Origin of the sequence: Enterococcus moraviensis ATCC BAA-383 (assembly GCF_000407445.1) — a bacterium.
GTDB lineage: Bacteria > Bacillota > Bacilli > Lactobacillales > Enterococcaceae > Enterococcus_L > Enterococcus_L moraviensis.
On sequence record NZ_ASWB01000004.1, the window covers coordinates 295,835 to 317,878 of the forward strand.

18 protein-coding genes are annotated in these 22,044 nt (G+C 34.7%); 16 read left to right on the forward strand and 2 right to left on the reverse strand.

Features of this window, described 5'->3' with window-relative positions; translation table 11 throughout:
- Nucleotides 1-17 precede the first annotated feature (17 nt).
- From I586_RS14895 to I586_RS14945, 11 genes are all read left to right on the forward strand, one after another.
- Nucleotides 18-347, forward strand: coding sequence for a PTS fructose transporter subunit IIB (locus I586_RS14895; protein ID WP_010763700.1), 330 nt, complete (start codon nt 18-20; stop codon nt 345-347).
- 25 nt (nt 348-372) lie between these two features.
- The gene (locus I586_RS14900) at nt 373-1,437 is read left to right on the forward strand and encodes a PTS fructose transporter subunit IIC (protein ID WP_010763701.1); all 1,065 of its coding nucleotides are present in this window, start codon (nt 373-375) and stop codon (nt 1,435-1,437) included.
- 38 nt (nt 1,438-1,475) lie between these two features.
- Nucleotides 1,476-2,744, forward strand: coding sequence for a class II D-tagatose-bisphosphate aldolase non-catalytic subunit (locus I586_RS14905; protein WP_010763702.1), 1,269 nt, complete (start codon nt 1,476-1,478; stop codon nt 2,742-2,744).
- A gap of 134 nt (nt 2,745-2,878) precedes the next feature.
- On the forward strand, nt 2,879-3,583 hold the full coding sequence (locus tag I586_RS14910) for an HAD family hydrolase (protein ID WP_010763703.1): 705 nt from the start codon (nt 2,879-2,881) through the stop codon (nt 3,581-3,583).
- Between the two features lie 422 nt (nt 3,584-4,005).
- Nucleotides 4,006-4,896: a helix-turn-helix domain-containing protein gene (locus tag I586_RS14915; RefSeq protein ID WP_010763704.1), complete on the forward strand. Its 891-nt coding sequence runs from the start codon at nt 4,006-4,008 to the stop codon at nt 4,894-4,896.
- A gap of 386 nt (nt 4,897-5,282) precedes the next feature.
- Nucleotides 5,283-7,634, forward strand: a complete 2,352-nt coding sequence (locus I586_RS14920) for a DEAD/DEAH box helicase (protein ID WP_010763705.1) — start codon at nt 5,283-5,285, stop codon at nt 7,632-7,634.
- A 280-nt stretch (nt 7,635-7,914) separates the two neighbouring features.
- Nucleotides 7,915-9,666 carry a hypothetical protein gene (locus tag I586_RS14925; RefSeq protein ID WP_010763706.1) on the forward strand — a complete coding sequence of 584 codons (1,752 nt, stop codon included), beginning with the start codon at nt 7,915-7,917 and terminating at the stop codon, nt 9,664-9,666.
- A gap of 223 nt (nt 9,667-9,889) precedes the next feature.
- Nucleotides 9,890-11,317 (forward strand): 6-phospho-beta-glucosidase, encoded by a 1,428-nt coding sequence (locus I586_RS14930; protein WP_010763707.1) that lies wholly within the window; start codon nt 9,890-9,892, stop codon nt 11,315-11,317.
- 46 nt (nt 11,318-11,363) lie between these two features.
- Entirely contained in the window at nt 11,364-12,200 is an 837-nt protein-coding gene (gene licT, locus I586_RS14935; protein ID WP_010763708.1) for a BglG family transcription antiterminator LicT, read from the forward strand.
- 93 nt (nt 12,201-12,293) lie between these two features.
- On the forward strand, nt 12,294-14,219 hold the full coding sequence (locus I586_RS14940) for a beta-glucoside-specific PTS transporter subunit IIABC (RefSeq protein WP_010763709.1): 1,926 nt from the start codon (nt 12,294-12,296) through the stop codon (nt 14,217-14,219).
- Between the two features lie 630 nt (nt 14,220-14,849).
- A complete protein-coding gene (locus tag I586_RS14945) occupies nt 14,850-15,359 on the forward strand; it encodes a DinB family protein (RefSeq protein ID WP_010763710.1) in 510 nt (169 codons plus the stop codon).
- Nucleotides 15,360-15,428: 69 nt separating this feature from the next.
- On the opposite strand, the gene I586_RS14950 is transcribed toward I586_RS14945, so the two are convergent.
- Nucleotides 15,429-16,439, reverse strand: coding sequence for a LacI family DNA-binding transcriptional regulator (locus tag I586_RS14950; protein WP_010763711.1), 1,011 nt, complete (start codon nt 16,437-16,439; stop codon nt 15,429-15,431).
- A 210-nt stretch (nt 16,440-16,649) separates the two neighbouring features.
- Here I586_RS14950 and rpe point away from each other — a divergent pair, with 210 nt between their 5' ends.
- The 5 genes from rpe (at nt 16,650) to I586_RS14975 (ending at nt 21,124) form a co-directional block, all read left to right on the forward strand.
- Entirely contained in the window at nt 16,650-17,297 is a 648-nt protein-coding gene (gene rpe, locus I586_RS14955; protein ID WP_010763712.1) for a ribulose-phosphate 3-epimerase, read from the forward strand.
- Nucleotides 17,298-17,350: 53 nt separating this feature from the next.
- Nucleotides 17,351-17,788: a ribose 5-phosphate isomerase B gene (gene rpiB / locus I586_RS14960; RefSeq protein WP_010763713.1), complete on the forward strand. Its 438-nt coding sequence runs from the start codon at nt 17,351-17,353 to the stop codon at nt 17,786-17,788.
- Nucleotides 17,789-17,914: 126 nt separating this feature from the next.
- Nucleotides 17,915-18,841, forward strand: coding sequence for a sugar phosphate isomerase/epimerase family protein (locus I586_RS14965; RefSeq protein WP_010763714.1), 927 nt, complete (start codon nt 17,915-17,917; stop codon nt 18,839-18,841).
- Between the two features lie 50 nt (nt 18,842-18,891).
- Nucleotides 18,892-20,265 (forward strand): PTS transporter subunit EIIC, encoded by a 1,374-nt coding sequence (locus I586_RS14970; protein WP_010763715.1) that lies wholly within the window; start codon nt 18,892-18,894, stop codon nt 20,263-20,265.
- 121 nt (nt 20,266-20,386) lie between these two features.
- Nucleotides 20,387-21,124, forward strand: a complete 738-nt coding sequence (locus tag I586_RS14975; protein ID WP_010763716.1) for a DeoR/GlpR family DNA-binding transcription regulator — start codon at nt 20,387-20,389, stop codon at nt 21,122-21,124.
- A 91-nt stretch (nt 21,125-21,215) separates the two neighbouring features.
- Here I586_RS14975 and I586_RS14980 read toward each other — a convergent pair whose 3' ends face one another.
- Nucleotides 21,216-21,986: an ABC transporter permease gene (locus tag I586_RS14980; RefSeq protein ID WP_010763717.1), complete on the reverse strand. Its 771-nt coding sequence runs from the start codon at nt 21,984-21,986 to the stop codon at nt 21,216-21,218.
- Nucleotides 21,987-22,044: the final 58 nt, after the last annotated feature.

The following is a 22,044-nucleotide window of genomic DNA, read 5'->3' on the forward strand; positions in this document are numbered from 1 at the left end:
GAATAGGAGGAAATAAGATGAAAGTTGTAGCAGTAACCGCGTGTCCAACAGGAGTAGCGCACACGTATATGGCACAAGAGGCAATTGAAAAAGAGTGTAAAAAAAGAGGGTATGAGGTACAAGTAGAAACACAAGGAAGTATGGGGATCGAAAATGAGTTAGAGCAAGAAGATGTTGATGCTGCAGATGTGGTCATTTTAGCCGTTGCAATAGGAATCGAAGGGGAAGAGCGTTTCGATGAAAAAACAGATGAAGGAAAAGTATTGCAAATAGATCCAGCAGACGCAATCAAACATCCTGTTGAGGTGTTAGACAAGGCTGAAAAATTATTTAAAGCATCTGAATAAATCAAAATAGAGGAGATGACTCGGAATGAAAAAGGAAAATAAGTTTTTTAAAGATCTACAAAAAGCTTTTAATACGGGTGTATCATTCATGCTGCCTGCTGTTGTCGTTGGCGGGATTTTCTTAGCAGTAGCATTAGCGACAGGGAAAGCGACAGATTCAGGAATGGAGATCACCAACCCCTTTATGCAAAATCTAAATGATTTGGGTGCTGCTGGTTTTGCCATGATGATTCCATTACTTTCTGGTTATATTGCAAATTCACTTGCAGGAAAACCAGCCTTAGCACCAGCGATGATTTTAGGATTTGTTGCAAACAACCCAATTGGAGAAGGTCAAGTAAAGACAGGTTTCTTGGGTGCCATGATCATGGGGGTAGCGGTTGGTTATTTTGTTCGTTGGTGTAAAACGTGGAAAGTTCCAGCAACGATTCGAACTATTATGCCGATTTTGATTGTGCCAGTTCTAACAACATTTGTTTTAGGAATGATCTACATCTATATTATTGCAGTGCCAATTGGTGCTGGGATGGATTGGTTAGTAAAAGTATTAGGAGAAATGCAAGGTGGTAGTGCGATTATTCTAGGTCTTATTATTGGTGCGATGACCGCAATAGATATGGGAGGACCAATCAATAAAACAGCAACTGCTTTTACGTTAGCATTAATGTCTGAAGGGGTTTATGGGCCTAATGGCGCACATCGAATTGCCGTAGCAATTCCTCCTTTGGCGATGGCTATCTCTACCTTTATTGATCGTAAGAAATATACAGCAGAAGATAAAGATCTTGGGATTTCTGCCTTTTTTATGGGACTGATTGGGATTACAGAAGGAGCGATTCCTTTCGCTGTAAAAGATATAAAACGAGTATTACCGGCAATTATTATCGGTAGTGCAGTTGGTGGTGCATTAGGGATGGCCAATGGTGTAGAAGCGTTGGTTCCTCACGGAGGATTAATTATTTTACCTGTTGTTAATGGAAAACTTTGGTACGTGTTATCCATGCTGATTGGGACCTTGATATCTGTAGCAATTCTACATTTTACAAAACCAAATTTAGATGAAGAAAACAAAATGAAAGCAGAAAAATAGTACAAACTAAAAGAATGGAATTGGAGATGGCAAATATAATGGGAAAATTACCAATAAAAAAAGTAGTAGAAAGCTTATTAGAACTGCAAAAAACAGGAGAAAGTGCAACGCTGTTAGGAATTGGGCCTATGTCAAAAAATTGTGTTCAAGCAACACTTGAGCTATCCAAAGAAGATGATTATCCAGTGATGTTTATTGCCAGTCGAAATCAGGTCGATGCAGATGAACTTGGCGGGGGCTATGTTAATGGCTGGAACCAGTTTACCTTTGCTAAAGCAGTAGAAGAGGTAGCAGAAGAAATTGGGTATGACAATTTCTATTACATGTGTCGTGATCATGGTGGACCTTGGCAGCGAGATCAGGAAAGAAATGACCACTTACCAACAGAAAAAGCAATGGAGTTAGGAAGAAAATCTTATGTAGCAGATATTGAAGCAGGCTTCGATTTACTGATGATCGATCCTACAAAAGATCCTTTTGAAGTGGGGAAAGTCATTCCATTAGAAACCGTATTGAATCGTACAGTAGAATTGATTGAATTTTGTGAAACTGAACGAAAAGCACGAAATTTACCAGAAATTGGTTATGAAGTAGGAACAGAGGAGACCAATGGAGGGTTAACCTCTACAGAAACATACGAAACCTTTATTCTACAATTGAAAGAAGCGTTAGAAAAACGTGGATTACCAATGCCAACATTTATAGTTGGACAAACAGGAACACTGACAAGAAAAACAGAACAAGTTGGTACGTTCAATTTTAAAAACGCTTATGATTTAGCACAAATGGCAAAAGGCTATGGTGTTGGATTGAAGGAACATAATGGTGACTATCTAGATGACGTAACCTTGTTAGAGCATATTCCTTCTGAAATTACCGCAACAAATGTTGCGCCACAATATGGAACAGAAGAAACGCGTGCCTATTTAAATCTTGCAGCAGTAGAAGCAAAATTGGTGGAAAATGGTCTTGTAACAGAGCCGTCTAAGATAAGAGAGGTTTTACTTGTACATGCAATTAAGAGTGAACGCTGGAGAAAGTGGATGGTAGGGGATCAAAAAGAATTGACTGTTGCCGAAATTATGCAAGATAAGGCACTGTCAGATGAAATTCTTGATATCGCTGGACATTACACGTTCAATGATGATGAAGTGAAAAACGAAATCGCAACACTTTACGCAAATCTTGAAAAACATAATATTCATGGACAACGCTATGTTATTGATCATATCAAGCGTCCGATTAGAGACTATGCGGAATGTTACAATCTAAAAGGAGTAACGACTCGGATTAAACAATTAGGCTAAAAGAATAAGGCGAGCTAAAAAGTACGTTTGTATGAAGTAGATTCGTTTTTGGATAAAGCAAAATGTGTCCTGTTTTGTTTTATCCTTTTTTGCCTATTTTAGAGCCAACACGTAACAGAGTTAGGAGGAAGAACGTGTATAATTTTATTTTTGATGTGGATGATACGTTATATGATCAATTAGAGCCGTTTAAGAAGGCGTTTCAAGAAAATTTTTCACCTAAGAAAGTCATTTCTATAGAAGCTTTGTATCGTTATAGTCGCAAATTCAGTGATGAGGTTTTTGAACAATCGCAACAAGGAAGGATTTCTATGGATGAAATGTATATCTACCGTCTTACAAAGGCTTTTAATGAGTTTGATATTTCAATTCAGCCAAAACAAGCCTTAGCTTTTCAAAAAGATTATGCCGCTTTTCAAGATGAAATCACTTTACTTCCAGATATGGAGAAAACATTGAATTACTGTACAAGGAAGCAACTGACCGTTGGGATTATTACAAATGGCCCTTCTAAGCATCAACGAAATAAAATCAAAAATTTGAATTTGACTCATTGGATAAACCCAAAGCATATATTCGTTTCGGGAGAGTTGAAAATGGCAAAGCCGGATAAAAAGCTTTTTCATTACGTTGAAAGTCAGATGAAATTAGAACCCCAAAAGACATTTTACACTGGTGATTCCTATAGAAATGATGTGCTTGGAGCGAAAGAGGCAGGGTGGAAAGCGATTTGGTACAATCAACGTGGCCACTCTATAAAAAATAAGGAAAGCCAGCCTGATTTCATTGTGGGAAAAGAGCAGAAAGTCTATGATTTAGTGAGAAGTTTAGTAGAATAATTTAGGATGAATAGAAGCGATACTAGTTAAAAATTTTCTGAGTTAAAAAGTTTGTTCGGAAATTTCATTCGTCAGTAAAAGATAACAAAAAAATAGTTTGCCTATGATCTCTTGATGAAAGAATAGTACAGAATAAGTCTATTCATTATCCTGCTAGTATGAATAAAATCGCTATTACCGTTCCTTAACTTAAATAGCCCCTTGCATCAATAAAGAGACAAAGGGCTATTTTTAAAATAACTAGATCGTTATTTCAGGTGAGTGTTACTTAGTAAAAATTAAATATTGACCCAAATAAAAACTGACATAGCAACTGCAGTAGCAACTGTAAGCATAGCGATCCCTCCTTTCAAAAATAGACTATTTCGAACATTTTATATGTAATAATGTGCTATACTTGTACAAAAGGGAGTGGAGCTAGAATGAATGTAGAAGAAGCACTTTATTTTTTTAGGAAAAATAAAAATTTAAAGCAAAAAGATGTTCTTACGCATACTGATACTTCGGTCTATTCTAAAATCGAGACAGGAAAAAAGATTTTAAGATTTTCTGAGTTAACAGATATTTTAGAGCGTTTCTCTATTCCGTTAGAAGAATTTTCAGAATACTTAGAAGACAGTCTAGAACAAAAAAAATATCGTAAACTATTTAAACAATGTGGTCATAACCCAACTGATAACGCAAGTAAACTTGAGTTACTTGATTATTATAGCCAATTAACATTTTCTAAAGAAATGCATCTTAGAGAAATGGCAAATTTTGTTGGCATAAAAACATTATTCTCCAATTTTTGGAAAGAAATCTCCCCTTTGAGTAAAGCAGAGTTAAACCAAATTTATGAACTTTTAATGGAAAAGGAGTATTTTTTTCAGTATGATTACGCAGTATTGTCTAATACAATTTTTCTATTTAATGATAATCAAATCAAGAGTCTTGCCAAAAAAGCTTTACCGGTTAAAGATATTGAAGTCAGAAATGTAGAAACAACAGAATTCATCAAAAATATGATCAATAATTTAATCACAACGTTACTACGTAAAAAGGAATATGAAGAATGTCTTTATTATTTGAAATTAGCCACTACGAAAGAAAGAAATCATACGTTTGATTATAAATTGGTCATTCAGTATTTGAAAAATTTAACAAGCTATTTAATGACTGGTGACGATAGTTATAAAGAACATATTTTTGATTATATCCATTTGTTAAATAGGCTTGGAGAACAGCAATTTGCGAAAAGTATTGAGCTAGAAGTCAGCTCTATTATTTCGGAGAATAAAGATATTCCTATCTTTATTCAAGCTGATCTGTAATGTAGGACTTCCGAAAGTGTTAAATAAGACTTTTGAAATGATTTTTTCTTCTTTTTGTCATTTTAAACGCACTATTAGCATACCACATTATTAATGTTTTGTTTCATTTAAATTGTAAATAATGGGAGTTTATATTCGTAATTTCTCTAATTTCTAATGATTTAGTCGATAATACATCCTGAATGGCACTTGTTTGAGTGCTTTTTTTACGCTATGTATTTACTCATTCATTAAATTGGAAGCACCTGAACAAGTTTTTGAAAGAGGAAAACTTTTAGTAATTGGTAGATGATGCATAGGGATCACAAGATAAGCTACTCTTTTTACTCTAGAAAAGATATAATTTATTACGTACGCATGCATCATGGTAATAGATTGGAGCGTTTATGGAGTTAAGAAGCTTTCAAAAAAAGATAATAGATGAAATTGAACTGTATTTAAAAGATACAACGATTCATGTCGTGGCGCCACCAGGAGCTGGTAAGACTGTTTTAGGCGTTGAAATAATCAAAAAGTTAGATAAGCAAACGTTGATTTTGGTTCCTTCGTTGGTTCTAAAAAATCAATGGTTGAATTATTTAAGAGATAATTTTGGTGTAGAGCATGTTTCTCAACGTTTATCTGATCATAAAAAAATAACCATTACAACGTATCAAGAATTTCATTTGCAGGGGGAATCGATCAAAAGGGCTTCATATGCGTTTATTATTTTAGATGAAGCGCATCATTTGAAAAGAACATGGGCAGAAGAAATCATCTCGTTTAGAGAAGAAAATCAAGCTATTCAAAGTCTATCACTGACAGCTACACCACCATATGATGCGACTACTATTGAGTGGAAAAGATATTTGGCGTTAAATGGTGCGATAGATATCGACATTCCAGCACCAGAATTAATCAAAGAAGATGTCTTGGTTCCCTATCAAGATTATGTCTATTTAATTCCAGAATCTCAAGAAAATGAAGAGGCATTTTTTGATTTTTTGCAACAGCAAAATGAGATTGTTTACGCAATGATGAATGATGCTGAAGTCACAGAGTATTTATTAGGACTAGCTTTCATTCAGTATCCGTTGGAAAATGAGTCATTCATTTATGAAAATTTTGATACGTATCTCAGTGTTTTGCTGTATCTGTATGACCAAGATTTTGAATTATCAAACGAGCACTGGGAAGTACTAGGGATCAAAAATTATAAAAGGAAAGTACGGCTACCACAGCAAACAAAAGAAAACATAAAGACACTGTATCGGTTTCTATATGAGCTGAATCCAAATCTTAGTATTTTTGAGTATTTAACACAGAATAAATGGCTTTTCCAAAATAAATTATCCCTATTTCCTGCATATAAAGATAATAAAAAGTATCGTTCTATCCCGCTAAAAAAAGAAAGTATTGCCAAAATATTAATCAAAGAAGAAGCATTTTTAGGTGAAAATCTGTGTAGTGTCGTATTTATGGATAGAATCAAAATAGAGACGCTTTTTGGTCAAGAATCGTATCTTGAGTTTGGTGTAGCGCCATTATTTCTTTATTTAAAAGAGTTGATCAACCCAACAACGAATTTAGCTGTAATTTGTGGTAAATTTTGTCTGTTGTCTAATAGTGTAGCGTTGAAACTATTCCCTGAATTACATTTTAGTGAGTTAGAAATGGATCCAAACTATTCGTTTATTTCGTTGACAGATGAAAATCGCAATCAAATTCTTACGGGCGTAACACAAGCATTGAATCAAAAGAAAATCAATCTATTGATCGGTACGGTGAGCTTTTTAGGAGAAGGGTGGGATTGTCCCGCACTAAATACAGTGATTTTAGCAAATACATCGGGTTCCTATGTGCAAACACAACAGCTTAGAGGTAGAGGACTACGTAAATCACCTGAAAAATCATTTGTAAATATTTGGCATATTGCGACTGTTTATAAAACTATCGCATTAGAAGAACAGCTAGAATTCCAGTATATAGCGAAACGATTATCTTTTATAGAAGGCTTTAATAAGCTAGAAAGTGTAGCGAAAATCAGTACAGGAATTGAACGTTTTGAATTACCGTTAAAAATTACTGAAGAAAGTATCAATAGTTATAATGCGAATAATTTTTTTCTGGCACAAAGAAGAGACGCACTAAAAGAAGACTGGCATAAAGCTATATCAAAAGGGACACATCAATCAATGCCATTGATAATGAAACCATTAAAAAATAAAGAGTATCGCATAAATGACCTTAAAGAAAATCATTCGCCAGTGAAGAAAAATTTCTATGATTCTATTTTTAATAGTTTATTTTTTAGAAATTTTCGAATTCGGCGTTCTTGGAAAAAATATTGTACGCAATTAGAGCGATTAATCAATGGAGTATTTCTTCTATTGATGGAAGATGGGGTAATTTCAAAAGAGAGTCGTTTACGGATTCAAAAAGAGGATACGCTGTTTTCCTGTAAACTAGATAACGCAAGCTTCAATGCGAATACACTCTTTAATCAATACGTTTTAGAAGTGATGGAAGATATAGACAAACCAAGATATTTATTGAAACTGAATCGAATTTACTTCTCTGTTCCAAGCTATTTTAGCAAAAATAAAAAAGATGTCTTGCGTCTAGTTGATTCCCTAAACGGACTGTCGAAGAAACAATCCATTTATTATACGAAGAATTCACAAGGACGAAAAGCGCTGATCGAAGCCTATATACAGCAAAATAGTCGAGAAGTTATAGAAGAAAAGATTTGGGATTGAAAATTATACAAGTAAACAATAGTAATTAGCACATAACTTATTTTTGTTGCATTTTTACCTAATATTGTTTAATATTTTACTATAAGTAAAATATTTATTCGTGATTAATTATATATTTTTCCTTAGTTATTCTAATTCTAGGAAAATTACGTTTATTGATAGTAGCTATATTAGAATAGTTTAATAGATTTTAATAAAATTATATTATTTAAAAATTAGTATGTAAAATCTTATACAAGAGATGGTACTTGCAGGTATATTAATACGAAAGGAATTTATCATGGAAGAAAAATTAAATTTGTTGTCAAAAGATGAAAAATTTGTAAGTAAAATGAATAAAGCATTTGTTATGACAAATAGTGATACTGATATATCAGAATTTGATAAGAAAAGTAATACTGATGATCTCTCACAGTTATATGTTGATATTAATGGTCATCTAGAGAGCTTAGTTGCAAAAAGTAGCAGATCAAGTGGTGTAGTCTCGGGGTTACGCGGAACTGGAAAAACTCATTTAATGCTTTTGGCTAGAGAAAAAGTGAACAATGATAATGATTCCTTTTGCTTTTATCTTAATTTAAAAGGAATTGTTTTTCCAGAAAATTCCAATCAAGAAATAACTAATAAGGTTTTTAGTATTAAAATGTATGAAGCAATATCAAACCAATTAATTGATTATTTCAATAAAAAAGAGCATAAAATTTGGGAAATTCTAGAAAAAAATAAAGTGAAAAAAAAGATAATTGAAACTGTAAATTTTATAGGTAAATGTAAATTCGAAGCGAGCATCGGAAATTTTACAATTAATGATAGTGAAAAAATTTCTATAGAAAAAGAAGAAACACTTGAGTACATCAATACATCTCTCAGTAAATTAAGTTCAGAACTGGGCTTAGAAAATGGTTTTATAATTAATTTAGAACAGAACGAAAAAGAAGTATCTAGAAATTTGGACAAAGTTATAACTAATGGGGATTTAAAGAAATTTTTGGACATATCATCATTTAAAAATAATATGATAAGATTAATGGAAATATTGGGGAAAAAAACTTTTACATTTTACTTGGACGATTGGGAGAAACTAAAAAATAAAAATATTTTTTTACAAGAGCAACTATCTCGTTACATTGATACAATAATTGGAAATCCAGTATATGTGTGGATTGGAATAGTACCAGGGCGAGGCGATCTTCATGGGTTAACTCATGGATCTGACTTACAACATCGTATAGACTTAGACTCTGATTTGATTTTTGAAAAGTCTAAATCAGAAGGGACTAAATGCATTAAATATTTCACTGAACTTGTTAATAAAAGATTGCATTTTTTGTTAGAAAACCAAAGTATAGATATTTCTACATTGCTAACTAGTCCCAATTTATTATTGTTAGTACATGCATCTATGGGGAATTCTAGAGATTTTTTAAATATGTTATCTAATTCATGGGATAGTTATATATCTTCTAACAAAGCTTCAAAAGGTCGAACATTTGCAAGAATAAGTAAAGAAATGATTATTGAAGCTATTGAAAGTATTGGTGCTCAAAAGAAGGAGAATATTGTTAGTAAACCTGAAGTAATGGACGTTTGGAATGATATTAAAGAATTTTGTTTGGAGAAAGAGTACAGCCATTTTGCTATAGAAAATACTTTTGAAAATAATCAAATTACTCGAAAAGAATGGTTTGAGGAGTTGATCTATCAAAGAATAATACACTTCAGAAAAGCGAATATATCAAAGAAAGATACATCTGCAAGTGATTTGAATATATATGCAATTAATTATAGTATGATTTACGATAGGGTGAGTGGCAGAGGCAAAAAGCTTGATTTTGTAGTTGATTCTGATACTGTACATAACAAAATTCGAAGGTATATTTATAATCCTAAATTGATATTTTCCAAAATTGAGACCGAGCAAGGAAAAATAATTAATTGTTTGAAATGTGATTCCATTGTAAGCAAAGAAAGAAGTGAATTTATGTGGAATCAAAAAAAATGTCCAAATTGTGGAGCTGATTTACCCATATAATCTCCAAGAAAACTTCCTCACAAGTTTTCTTGTTTATCTTAAAAAGATATGCTATTATAAAAGTGCTTTCAAAAGAAAATATAAAAAGTAATAAATGGCATAGTCATTGTTTTATTAAATGAAAACAAGCTAGACCCATTTGTCGACTAAGTTTCGTGGCGATTAGACACGTTTATTTAGTTGTACAAATGGGTCTTTTAATTTTATCAGGAGGAATGAGGATATGGGATTACAAAAAGATTTTTTATGGGGTGGCGCAACCGCTGCTAATCAAGTTGAGGGAGGCTATGATCAAGGAGGGCGAGGCCTAGCTAATGTAGATTTACTTCCGTTTGGGAAGGATAGAGAGGCTGTGATGGCTGGGGAGTTGCCGATGTTAAGCTTTGACAAAGACCATTATTATCCAGCTCAAAAAGGAATTGATATGTATCATCATTATAAAGAAGATATTGCTTTATTCGCTGAAATGGGCTTTAAAGTCTATCGCTTTTCAATTGCGTGGACACGAATTTTTCCATTGGGAGACGAGGCAAAACCGAATGAAGAAGGATTACTTTTTTACGAACAGCTGATTGACGAATGTTTAAAATATGATATAAAACCTTTAGTAACGATCTGTCATTTTGATTGTCCGATTCATTTAGTAAAGGAATATGGTGGCTGGAAAAATCGTAAAATGATTGATTTTTATCTGCATTATGCTGAAACGTTGTTTGAACGATTTAAAGGGAAGGTGTATCATTGGATTACATTTAACGAGATCAACATGTTGTTACATGCACCTTTTATGGCGGCTGGGCTAGTGTTTGAAGAAGGGGAGGATCGTGAGCAAGTTAAATTTACGGCAGCTCATTATGAATTGGTTGCAAGTGCATTAGCGACAAAACGAGGAAAAGAAATCGATGACAAGAATCTTATCGGTTGTATGTTGGCAGCAGGAGATAATTATCCTAATACACCGAATCCAGAAGATATCATGGCTGCAAAATTAGTGGATAGAGAGAGTTTCTTTTTTACAGATGTGCAAGTTCGCGGTTATTATCCAGCATATGCATTAAAAGAATTAGCAAGAAAAAATATTCAATTGGACATCACAGAAGAAGACAAACAGATATTACAGCAAAATACCGTAGACTATTTGACCTTTTCTTATTATTCCTCATCCGTTGCCAGTGGGGATCCAAAAGTAAATGAATTGCGTGAGGGGAACCTATTTCCAACACTGAAAAACCCGTATTTAGATGCCAGCGAATGGGGATGGCAAATTGATCCATTGGGGCTACGTATTACAATGAATACATTGTATGACCGATATCAGTGCCCGTTGTTTATCGTTGAAAATGGGTTGGGAGCTGTTGATGTTAAGGCGGAAAATGGTGTTGTAGAAGATGACTATCGAATCGATTATCTTGGAAAACATATGAAAGAAATGATTGCTGCAGTCGAGCTTGATGGAGTGGAATTATTAGGGTATACCTCATGGGGCTGTATTGATTTAGTTAGCGCCAGTACAGGAGAAATGAAGAAAAGATATGGTTTTATCTATGTAGATGCGGAAAATGAAGGACAAGGAACCTTTAAACGCTCTAAAAAGCGATCATTTGAGTGGTATCGACAAGTCATCGAAAGCAACGGTGACTGTTTAAAATAGTAAGAATGTTGACGAAAGTGTAATGAGTAAAAGTGAGGAAAGTACGATGGAAATTAAACGAGTGCTTAATAATAATGCGGCAATAACGATCGATCAGTCAGGTTCAGAAATTATTGTGTTAGGAAAAGGTATCGCTTTTCAAAAACAGAAAGGTGATCTACTTGAAGATCAAAAGATAGAGAAAATTTTTCATTTATCTAATTCGGATGTTTTTCTTAGATTTCAAGAACTTTTGACGGAGATTCCTTTAGAATATATGAATTTGAGCGACGAGATCATTACGATGGCGAAGTCTGAGTTAGGAAAAAAATTGAACGATAGTATCTATGTCTCCTTTAGTGATCATTTGTATAATTCTGTTAAACGATTTAAAGAAGGTATTGTGATTAAAAATGCGTTACTGTGGGATATTCGCCGCTTTTATCCTGTGGAATACAAAATAGCTGTCAAAGCCTTAGAACGAATCCAAGAGACATTGGATTTACGTTTGCCAGAAGATGAAGCTGGGTTTATTGCACTACATTTCGTAAATGCGGAGGACTTGGAAGCAAATCAAGATTCGTATCAAGTGACAAAAATCATGCAGGAAATCAGTAATATTGTCCGTTATTATTTTAAAATCGAATTTGATGAAGAATCGCTCTATTATTATCGTTTCATTACTCATTTAAAATTTTTTGCGCAACGATTGACGAGTCACAAGTTGCATAGTGACAAAAATGAAGAAGGACTCGTTGACGTCGTGAAGATTCGCTTTCAAACGGCGTATGCTTGTGTTGAAAAAGTAAGTGAACATATTGAACGAAACTACCAATATGTTTTAACCGATGAAGAAAAGTTATATCTCACGATCCATATCCATCGTGTTGTTTATAAAGATTGAGAAGAGTAAGGAGGAAGCAGTTAAATTTTTTATTGGATAGTGACATTAAGTTGGCTAGACCTTCATTTTAATTGATAATGGAGGAATAAGAAAATGGGGAAATATGAACAATTAGCAGCAAGAATTGTCGAAGAAGTCGGCGGAAAAGAAAACGTATCTGGGTTAACACATTGCGTAACAAGACTGCGTTTTAACTTAAAGGATGAAAGTAAAGCAAATGATGAAGTAATCAAAAATCTCGATGGTGTGGTCACGGTAATGAAAAGTGGCGGACAATATCAAGTCGTTATTGGAAATCATGTAGCAGATGTGTATAGTGATGTTTTGCCTATTATTGGCGAAATATCCCAAGAGAAAACAGCGGATCAACAAGAAAAAGGCTCTGTATTTGATCGTTTCATCAATGTTATTTCGGGCATTTTTCAACCAGTATTAGGTCTAATGTCAGCAGCGGGTATGTTAAAAGGATTGAATATTTTATTTAGTGTAATGGGACTTTATTCCGATACAAGTGGCGTGTATATCTTTTTATCAGGGATTTCAGATGCTTTATTTATGTATTTACCTGTTATTTTAGGGTATACTGCAGCTAAAAAATTCAATTTGAAACCTTTGATGGGAGTCTTGTTAGGCTTAGCGCTTTGTTATCCTGCCCTACAATTAGGCACGTTAGCAGAAGCGGGTAAACCACTGTATATGTTATTTGAAGGAACAGTCTTTCAGTCTCCTGTCTATCTAGATATTTTGGGAATTCCACTAATCAGTGTAGATTATACATCGACGGTTATACCGATTATTATTATCGTGTATTTTGCTTCTTACTGTCAAAAATTATTTGATCGTGTGATTCCGGATGTAGTTAAATTCTTTGTTGCACCGATGTTGACGATGGTTGTTGCATTGACAATTGGCTTTTTGGTGATTGGTCCATTAGCGACTTTTGGGTCTAATTTGATTGCAGAAGGTGTTATTGCGGTTAGAAGTTTCAGTCCGATGATTTCGGGGGCTTTAGTAGGTTTCTTCTGGCAAATCTTAGTTATTTTTGGTTTGCATTGGGGCATTATCCCAATCTACATCAACAATATTATGACAGTGGGCTATGATAATGTGATGATGCCGTTTTTTGCCACAACATTTGCTCAAACAGCAGTCGTATTCGCTATGATGATCAAAACGAAAGATAAGCAACTAAAAAGAATTGCGTTTCCATCTGTCATTTCTGGTATTTTCGGAATCACAGAACCAGCAATTTACGGGATTACGTTACCGAGAAAAACGCCATTTATTATTAGTTGTATTGCCTCTGGGATTGCTGGAGCGTATTATGGTTTTGCGAATTTGAGAGAATATATTTTTGGTGGAATGGGTATTTTTGAGTTTCCAGCAATGATCAATCCAGAAACACATGGAACAAGTGATATTGTTGTAGGAATCATCGGTATTTGTATTGCAGTACCGATCGCCTTGATTTTAACCTTTATTTTTTATAAGGATCCTGAAGAGGTGTTAGAAACAAGCACTATTCAAACTGATGCGCTAGATTCTGAACCGATTTTAGCAGTGAAACAAATGACTGTTTATAGTCCGCTTACTGGGGATGTGATTCCTCAAGAAAAAATTGAAGACGTAGCTTTCTCACAAGGTTTGTTAGGAAAAGGGGTAGGCATTTATCCTTCGATTGGGGAAGTTGTTGCACCGTTTGATGGAACTTTAGTAACGCTCTTCCCAACGAAACACGCATTAGGAATTGTTTCAGACGATGGCTTAGAATTGTTGATCCATGTAGGCTTGAATACCGTTCAGTTGGAGGGAAAACATTTCACCAGCTATGTGGAACAAGGGCAAGTAGTGAAAAAAGGGCAGCGTCTATTAAGCTTTGATATAGAGGCGATTGAGGCAGCAGGTTTTAGCGTAGAAGTACCGATTATTGTCACGAATACACCTGATTATGAAGATATCGTTGTAACGACAGAAAAAGAGATTCAAAAAGAGGCATTTCTTTTCTCGGCGTTAACCTAAATGAAAGATCAATACAAAAGTAGTTAACTCTGGTGAGCATTTAAGGTCTGTTCCATATTAAGTTTTATTCAAAATTATTTCTTTTATTAAAAATGAGTGAAATCAATTTTGTTGCAAATACCTCAGTGAGTACGAATTTACAAGGTTGATTTGATCTTTAGTACTCGTTACGTAATTCAGATACGGTCGATGTTGTGTAAATGAAGAGATTCGATGAGATTGTGAATGGTTATCGATTCATTACGAATAACACAGCAAGAAAAATTGTCGAGATAAATCTAGTAAAAGCAGAATCAGTTTATTAGTATGACGAAAAACTCCTCAGTACAGCGTAAAAAAGTTGTGCCGAGGAGTTTTTAATTTATTTTTGCTGTAACCAATTCATAGCTGACTTCAAAGGATTCGATAGTTGTTTTTTATTTTTCATTTAAAGTAGCTATAGTAAGCGAAGGAAGATCATCAGATTGAACATCTAAGATTCCCATAAAAATTTGAGCTGTATCTAACGTAAAGATGAGGCAAAAATGTTCTGATTCGTTGCTGTTGTATCAAGATAAGCGTAAACTAGTAATAGAACATGTAATTTTGTTGACGTTGGGTTTTACGAAAAGTGAAAAGGAGCGAACTAAAATGAAAATCACACAATTATCTATCGATACGTTAAAGAGAGCACAAGAACGTTTTGAAGAAACACTTGACCAGATGAGCGTAGAGGAAGCAAATACCATGCCAAATCCCTTAATCAAATCGGTTACTTGGTTGATTTGGCATACAGCAAGAGAGCTTGATTATCAAGTGGCTGAGCTTAATGGAACTAAGCCGTTATGGTTAGAAGCTGGATGGAGTGGAAAATTTGGACTTGCTTTACCTGATGATACTCAAGATTGGCAGCATACTCCAGAAGAAGCGGCTAAGGTGGTCGTAATGGACAAAAACTTGCTTTTAGATTATCTAACGGCAAGTGTTGATTTTACGAATGACTATTTAGAAAAGTTGAACGAAGCAAGTCTTATCGATGTTGTGGATACGAACTGGACACCAGTTGTAACCCGTCAGACTCGAATCGTTTCGGCTATTGATGATGCAGTGATGCATTCTGGACAAGCTGTTTATACAAGAAGATTGGTTATTGGGAAATAAGAATGAGTTCTAACAAGCATTAAAAAGAGAGGGTCTATCTAATTTTTACTAGATAGACCCTCTCTTTTTTTAGGATTTTTTACTTGATTCTCTTAAAACCAACGAAACAGGAACCACGATTTGTCTACCTAGTTCCCCTTTTTTATTAATCAATTCTAACAATGATTCCACTGCATGATTCGCAATCAACTCTGTATTTTGTTTTACGGATGAAAGCGTGGGCGCTGTGTATTTACCAGTAGCCGTATCGTCAAAACCAATCAATTTTATTTTTTGTGGTACCTGGATATGATGTTTCTTTAAGCGAAGCATTAACTCTAAAGCGATCAGGTCATTGATGGAAAAAATCCCATCAGTACTTGGATTTTTCTTGAGAAAAGTAAGAAGATCTTGTTCAAAATCACTACTTTCAATATCGATGGAAAGCAAATGGTGTTTAGCATTGAACGTAATACTATTTTTCTTTAATGCGTCCTTAAATCCCTTCAATCGTTCTTTTGCACTGGTTGATTTTTGATTATGCATCGCGATAACAGGATGTTGGCAGCCTTTGTGAATCAACTCTTCAGCACTTTCAAAGGCACCCTGATAATGATTAGAGGAGATAAAAACAGTATCCTCTTTCTTTTTAGGCTCTCGATCAATACAGAGATAAGGGATTTTCTTTTCTGCACTAGACGAAGTAAATTCAAACGCCTCGGCTCCTGAAATAACGATCAATCCATCCACGCCTTTTCCTTCTAAAATACGTAAATAAGCAAGCTCCTTTTCTGAACTTCTAGACGTATTGCAAATAATGGTGGAATAGCCTTTCGCAAATAAAATCTCTTCTAAACGCTGCACAACATCAGAAAAGAAATAGTTGCTTATATCTGGGACTAAGATGCCAATTGTAAACGATTTGTTCATACGTAAGTTTTTAGCACTGTAATTCATTTTGTAGCCAGTTTCGTCAATGACCTTCAAGACTTTTTTTCTAGTTTCTTCAGAAAAGCGGCCATTATCATTAATAACCCTAGAAACAGTTGCTACAGAAACCCCTGCGATTTCAGCGATGTCTTTGATAGAATAGTTTTTCATAGCTCATTTCCTCTTGAGTAATCGTTCTCTTTTTTCTTTGATATTTACTCACATTTTCTCATAAAAAACGATTAAACACAAATTTTTAAAGCGAATTGTGGTTGACATGGGAAAAAAATGGTGCTATATTATCCGTAAACAAAGGTAAACGATTACCCATATATTTTTTTACTCTTTGAGTAATCGTTATCTCAAAAAGGAGGAGAAACGATGACGAAATTATTATGTCCATCAATGATGTGTGCTGATTTTTCAAATCTGAAAGAAGATACTCAAAAACTAGATCAAGCTGGCATTGATATTTTCCATATGGATTTTATGGATGGGCGTTTTGTTCCAAATTTTGGAATGGGCTTACAAGATTTTGAATTGGTCCGCTCTGTGACGGAGAAACCGCTAGATGTTCATCTCATGATTGAAGAACCAAGTAAGTATGTTGAGAAATTTGCTGATCTTGGTGCAGATATCATTTATATTCATCCAGAAGCAGACCAACAGGTTACACGAACATTGGACACGATTCACCAAAAAGGAAAAAAAGCTGGGATTGCAATTAATCCAGGCACATCTGTTGAAATGATCCAAGAATTATTGCCATTAGTCGACTATGTAATGGTGATGACCGTCAATCCAGGATTTGCTGGTCAAAAATATTTAGCGTATACAGATCCTAAAATAGAAAAATTAGTAGCGTTATCCAAGACATATGAGTATAAAGTAATGGTAGATGGGGCGATTTCACCAGAAAAAGTTGAACAACTAAGCAAAAAAGGCGTAACTGGTTTTATATTGGGGACATCTGCTTTATTTGGAAAAACTGAATCATATGAGGAAATACTTATGCAATTAAGGAAATAATACGATGAGCTGCATCAATCATTTCAGCTTTTCATAATAGGAGGAGTCGTTGTATGAAATTAGCAATAGGTAGCGACCATGTTGGCTTTGAATTAAAACCAATTATTATAGAGTATGTAAAAGAATTAGGGCATGAAATCGAAGATTTTGGTAGCTTTTCAGCAGAGCGAACGGATTACCCTCGTTACGGGAAAAAAGTAGCTGAAGAAGTTGCTGCTGGGCATTTCGATGGTGGAATTTTAATTTGCGGTACAGGCGTTGGCATCTCGATTTCAGCAAATAAAGTAAACGGCATTCGTGCAGTCGTTTGTAGTGAACCCTACTCAGCAATACTTTCTAAAGAGCATAACAACACAAATATTCTAGCATTTGGCTCTCGAGTGGTTGGTAGTGAGCTTGCGAAGATGATTGTAAAAGAATGGTTGGAAGCGACATTTGAAGGCGGAAGACATGCTAGAAGAGTAGAGATGATACAACAAATGGAACATTAAAAGGGGTATTCGCTCCCATTTTTTGAACTTTTGTGATAAAAAATGGAATAAAATGAAAAATAATGATTGATAATGAAAAAAAGAAATGCTATTATGGAGGTGTAAAAGAGAAAAGGAGGAATAAAAATGAAGTTAGCGACAAGAATCAATTCATTTTTACCGAAATTTAATAATGATGTAGAAAAAGTTCTACAAGAATTTAATCGTCTAGGTTTGTCACATGTTGATTTCAATTATCCAGAACATGTAGAAGGTGTTCCCGCTGAAAAGATGAAAGAGTGTTTAGAAAAAAATAATTTACTCGCGAATGGTGTGGCATTACGTTTCAGAAGTGAATTCATCAATGGCGAATTAGGAAACGCCGATCAGAGGGTTTCTAGTAAGGCTGTACAATTATGTAAAGAAGCCTGTGACTATTGTCGTGAAGTAGGCGGAGAAGTAGTAACGATCTGGTTAGGTTTTGATGGTTTTGACTATTCTTTTCAAATCGACTATGAAAAAGTTTGGAACCAAATCAAACAATGTATGATCGAAATTGCAGATTATGCACCGGATTTAAAAATCAGTATTGAGTATAAACCATTTCAACCTAGAGCGTATGCCTTTTTAGATAGCTTTGGAGTAGCGTTATCAATGATTCATGAGGTTGGTCGTGACAATTTGGGGATTACCTTGGATTATTGCCATATGTTAATGAAACACGAAAATCCTGCATATGGTGCTAGTATTTTAGGGAGTCGGAAAAAATTATTTGGGGTTCATTTAAATGATGGTTACGGCTTGAATGATGATGGATTGATGATCGGCACCAGTACCTTGATTAAGACAATCGAATTTATCTATTATACAAAATTACACAATTATGCGCATGCAGTTTATTTCGATACATTCCCGATCATAGAAGATCCAGTGGAAGAATGTGAAAGAAATATCAAGATGATCAAAAAGATCGACTCGATCATTGAGCGATTAGGGATGGATTATATTGCAGATGTGATTAAACAAAATAGTGCTGTAAAAGTAAGTGATTTAGTATTAGAAATCTTAGCCTAAGATTTCTAATACCTTGTTAAAAGAGCAAAAAATACGGGGAGTGAATGAAGATGGATTTCAAATTAGCAGCAAAAGAAATTTTAGAAAATGTTGGCGGTCCTGATAATCTGGCGAATATGACCCATTGTGCTACGCGATTGAGGTTAACGCTGAAAGATTCTTCTAAAGCAAATGATGAGGCAGTGAAAGAAATCGATGGTGTTGTTAATGTTGTCAATAAAGCAGGACAATATCAAATTTTGATTGGAACAGAAGTACCCAAATTGTATGATGAATTTGAAGCACTGGTTACAGGGGAAGATGGTAGTGCCCAAGTAAACAATAGTGGAGAAAGTTCTGGCAATATCATAAGTACCATTTTTTCAGCTATTTCGGCAATTTTTGCGCCATTATTACCTGCGTTAGCTGGTTCAGGTATTTTACGAGGACTATTGATTTTAGCCGTACAAACAGGAATCTTATCAGAAAATAGCGGAACATACAGTATCTTAAATGTTGCATCAATGAGTGTCTTTTATTTTTCACCTGTATTGTTAGCGTTTACTTCTGCTAGAAGATTTGGTGCTAGTCCCTATTTATCAGCATTGATCGGTGCGGCATTACTAAATCCAGAATTTATTGCCTTAATGGGAGATACTGGGAATGGCGCAACAACAAGCTTTTTGAAAATTCCTGTTGTCTTGATGAATTACAATTCCACAGTTGTTCCGATTATTCTTTCAATTTGGGCATTTTCTTATCTGTATAAGTTTTTGGATAAAAAAGTTCCAGAAACATTAAAACTAGTAGTCGTGCCATTGATTTCTTTAGCGGTAATGATTCCGTTAACGATTATTGTGATTGGTCCAATCGGGGTTTATAGTGGTGAAGCAGTGGCTCAAGTGGTCAACTGGTTGATCGAACGTAGTAGTATTTTAACAGGTGTATTGATCGGTGGTGGTTGGAGCGTACTTGTAAGTCTTGGGATTCATTGGGCAGTTAATCCAATCATGATCAATAACGTTTCAACGTATGGATTTGACTACATTGTCCCATTTACCTTTGCTTGTAACTTCGCAGTAATTGGTACAACGATTGGTGTCTATTTAAAAGCAAGAAATAATAAATTACGTAGTTTTGCCGTAACAGGCTTTGTAACAATCGCGCTTTCCGCTATTATTGAACCGACTCTTTTTGGACTATTAGTGAAAAACAAAAAATTATTTTTAGCACAAATCATTGGTGGTGCTGTCGGTGGTGCCTACTTAGGATTAACCAAAGTCGTAACAAATGCCTTTGTTTTTGGGAGTGTAACAACATTTCCTGCATTTGTAACAGATAATGCGTCAAACTTTATTCAAGCAATGATCGGACTCGCTATTTCACTTGTTGTGTCAGCTATTTTGGCTTATATGTTTACGGATAGAGAAGAAATGTTGTCATAAATTAAAAAGAACTTCTTATAATTTCGTTTATTTCATTACTATTTATTCGGATTTATGGTATTTTAAGAATGAACATTCTTCTTGAAAGCATTAGTAATGAAAAAAGCGAAAGGGGTTTCTTATGATTCCATATGTTCGACAAGAGAAAATTATAGAGATACTAGAAACTAGAGAGCTGATCAGAATAGAGGAATTACAAAAGTTGATACCAGAAGTATCAATATCGACTCTTAGACGTGACTTAAAAGAATTAGAAAGTTTAAATAAAGTGCAGACTCTTTCAGGCGGAGCCGTCAAGATTTCGTCGAGTGTCTCCGAATTACCTATGTCAACAAAATCTAGTTTGCAGACAAAAGAAAAACTGTATATAGCCGAACTGGCAGCCCGTGAAGTTGTTGCTGGAGAAACGATTTATTTAGATTCAGGTTCTACATGTACTGCTTTGTTAACAGAGTTACTTAAAAAGCAGATTCGGATCATTACGACGAATACAGATGTTCTTAGGTTGACGGGAGAGTTTGAGGCAGAGATTACGATTTTAGGTGGAACGTACGATCCTAAAATTTCCTCTTTAAGTGGTCCCTTAGCAGAAGCAAATATTCAAAAATATGTCTTTGATAAAGCATTCTTAGGCGCAAATGGTATCGATTTGAAATTTGGCGTAACCACACCCAATTTGGTGGAAGCCATCAAGAAAAAAACGGTGATCGACCATGCAAAAAAAGCATTTCTATTATGTGATAGTTCTAAATTTCATAAGACATCTGCTGTTAAATCGTTCGATTTAAACGAAGTGATTTTGATTACGAATAAAGCAGATTCAGATTTGAGTAAAGAAATGACTATTATTTCTAAATGAAGAAATACAAAATGAAGCACGTCTCTATTTTTTTTAGAGACGTGCTTCATTATATTTCAATAAAATTCAAAAATACTCATTTAAAGCAGAATCAACTTCTTAATCCACGTCCTCGATCAATCAAATACCAACAAACAGCATAAAGTACTGAGATAAAAAGAATCAAAATGACCATAGAAAAGAGGATCGGTACGTCGATTGTTCCAAGGAAACCATATCTAAATCCCGAGATCATATAAACGATGGGATTGATTTTTGAAATGGTTTGCCAAATAGGTGGTAACATAGATATCGCGTAAAAAACACCACCAAGGTATGTTAATGGTTGTAACACGAAAGTAGGAACAATGGATACATCATCAAAAGACTGCGCAAAAATCCCGTTTAACAAACCTGCTAATGAAAATAAAATAGCTGTCATAAGAAGAGTGATGATCACGATCGACCATGAATAAACGTGAAGTGGGACAAAAAATAGAGAAATCATTGTCACGAGAGTTCCCACTAAAACACTTCTCCCTAAGCCACCAAAGACAAATCCCCAAATAATAATGTGGGTGGGAACAGGTGCAACGAGTAATTCTTCAATGTTTTTCTGGAACTTTTGTGAGAAAAACGAGGAAGAAACGTTTGCGTAAGAACTTGTGATCACAGACATCATGATCAGCCCAGGGACGATAAATTCCATATAGGAAAATCCATCCATTTGACCAATCCGTCCGCCGATCAGATTTCCGAAAATAACAAAGTATAATGACGTCGTAATAACTGGTGGTACCAACGTTTGAACCCAGATCCGCAAATAGCGGTTTGTTTCTTTTACTGCAAGACTTCTTAAAGCCGTGAAATATAACTTAAACATGTTTAATCTCCTTATTTCTATTAAAGTACTGGTTTTTCAAAAGAAAAATCGGTCTGAT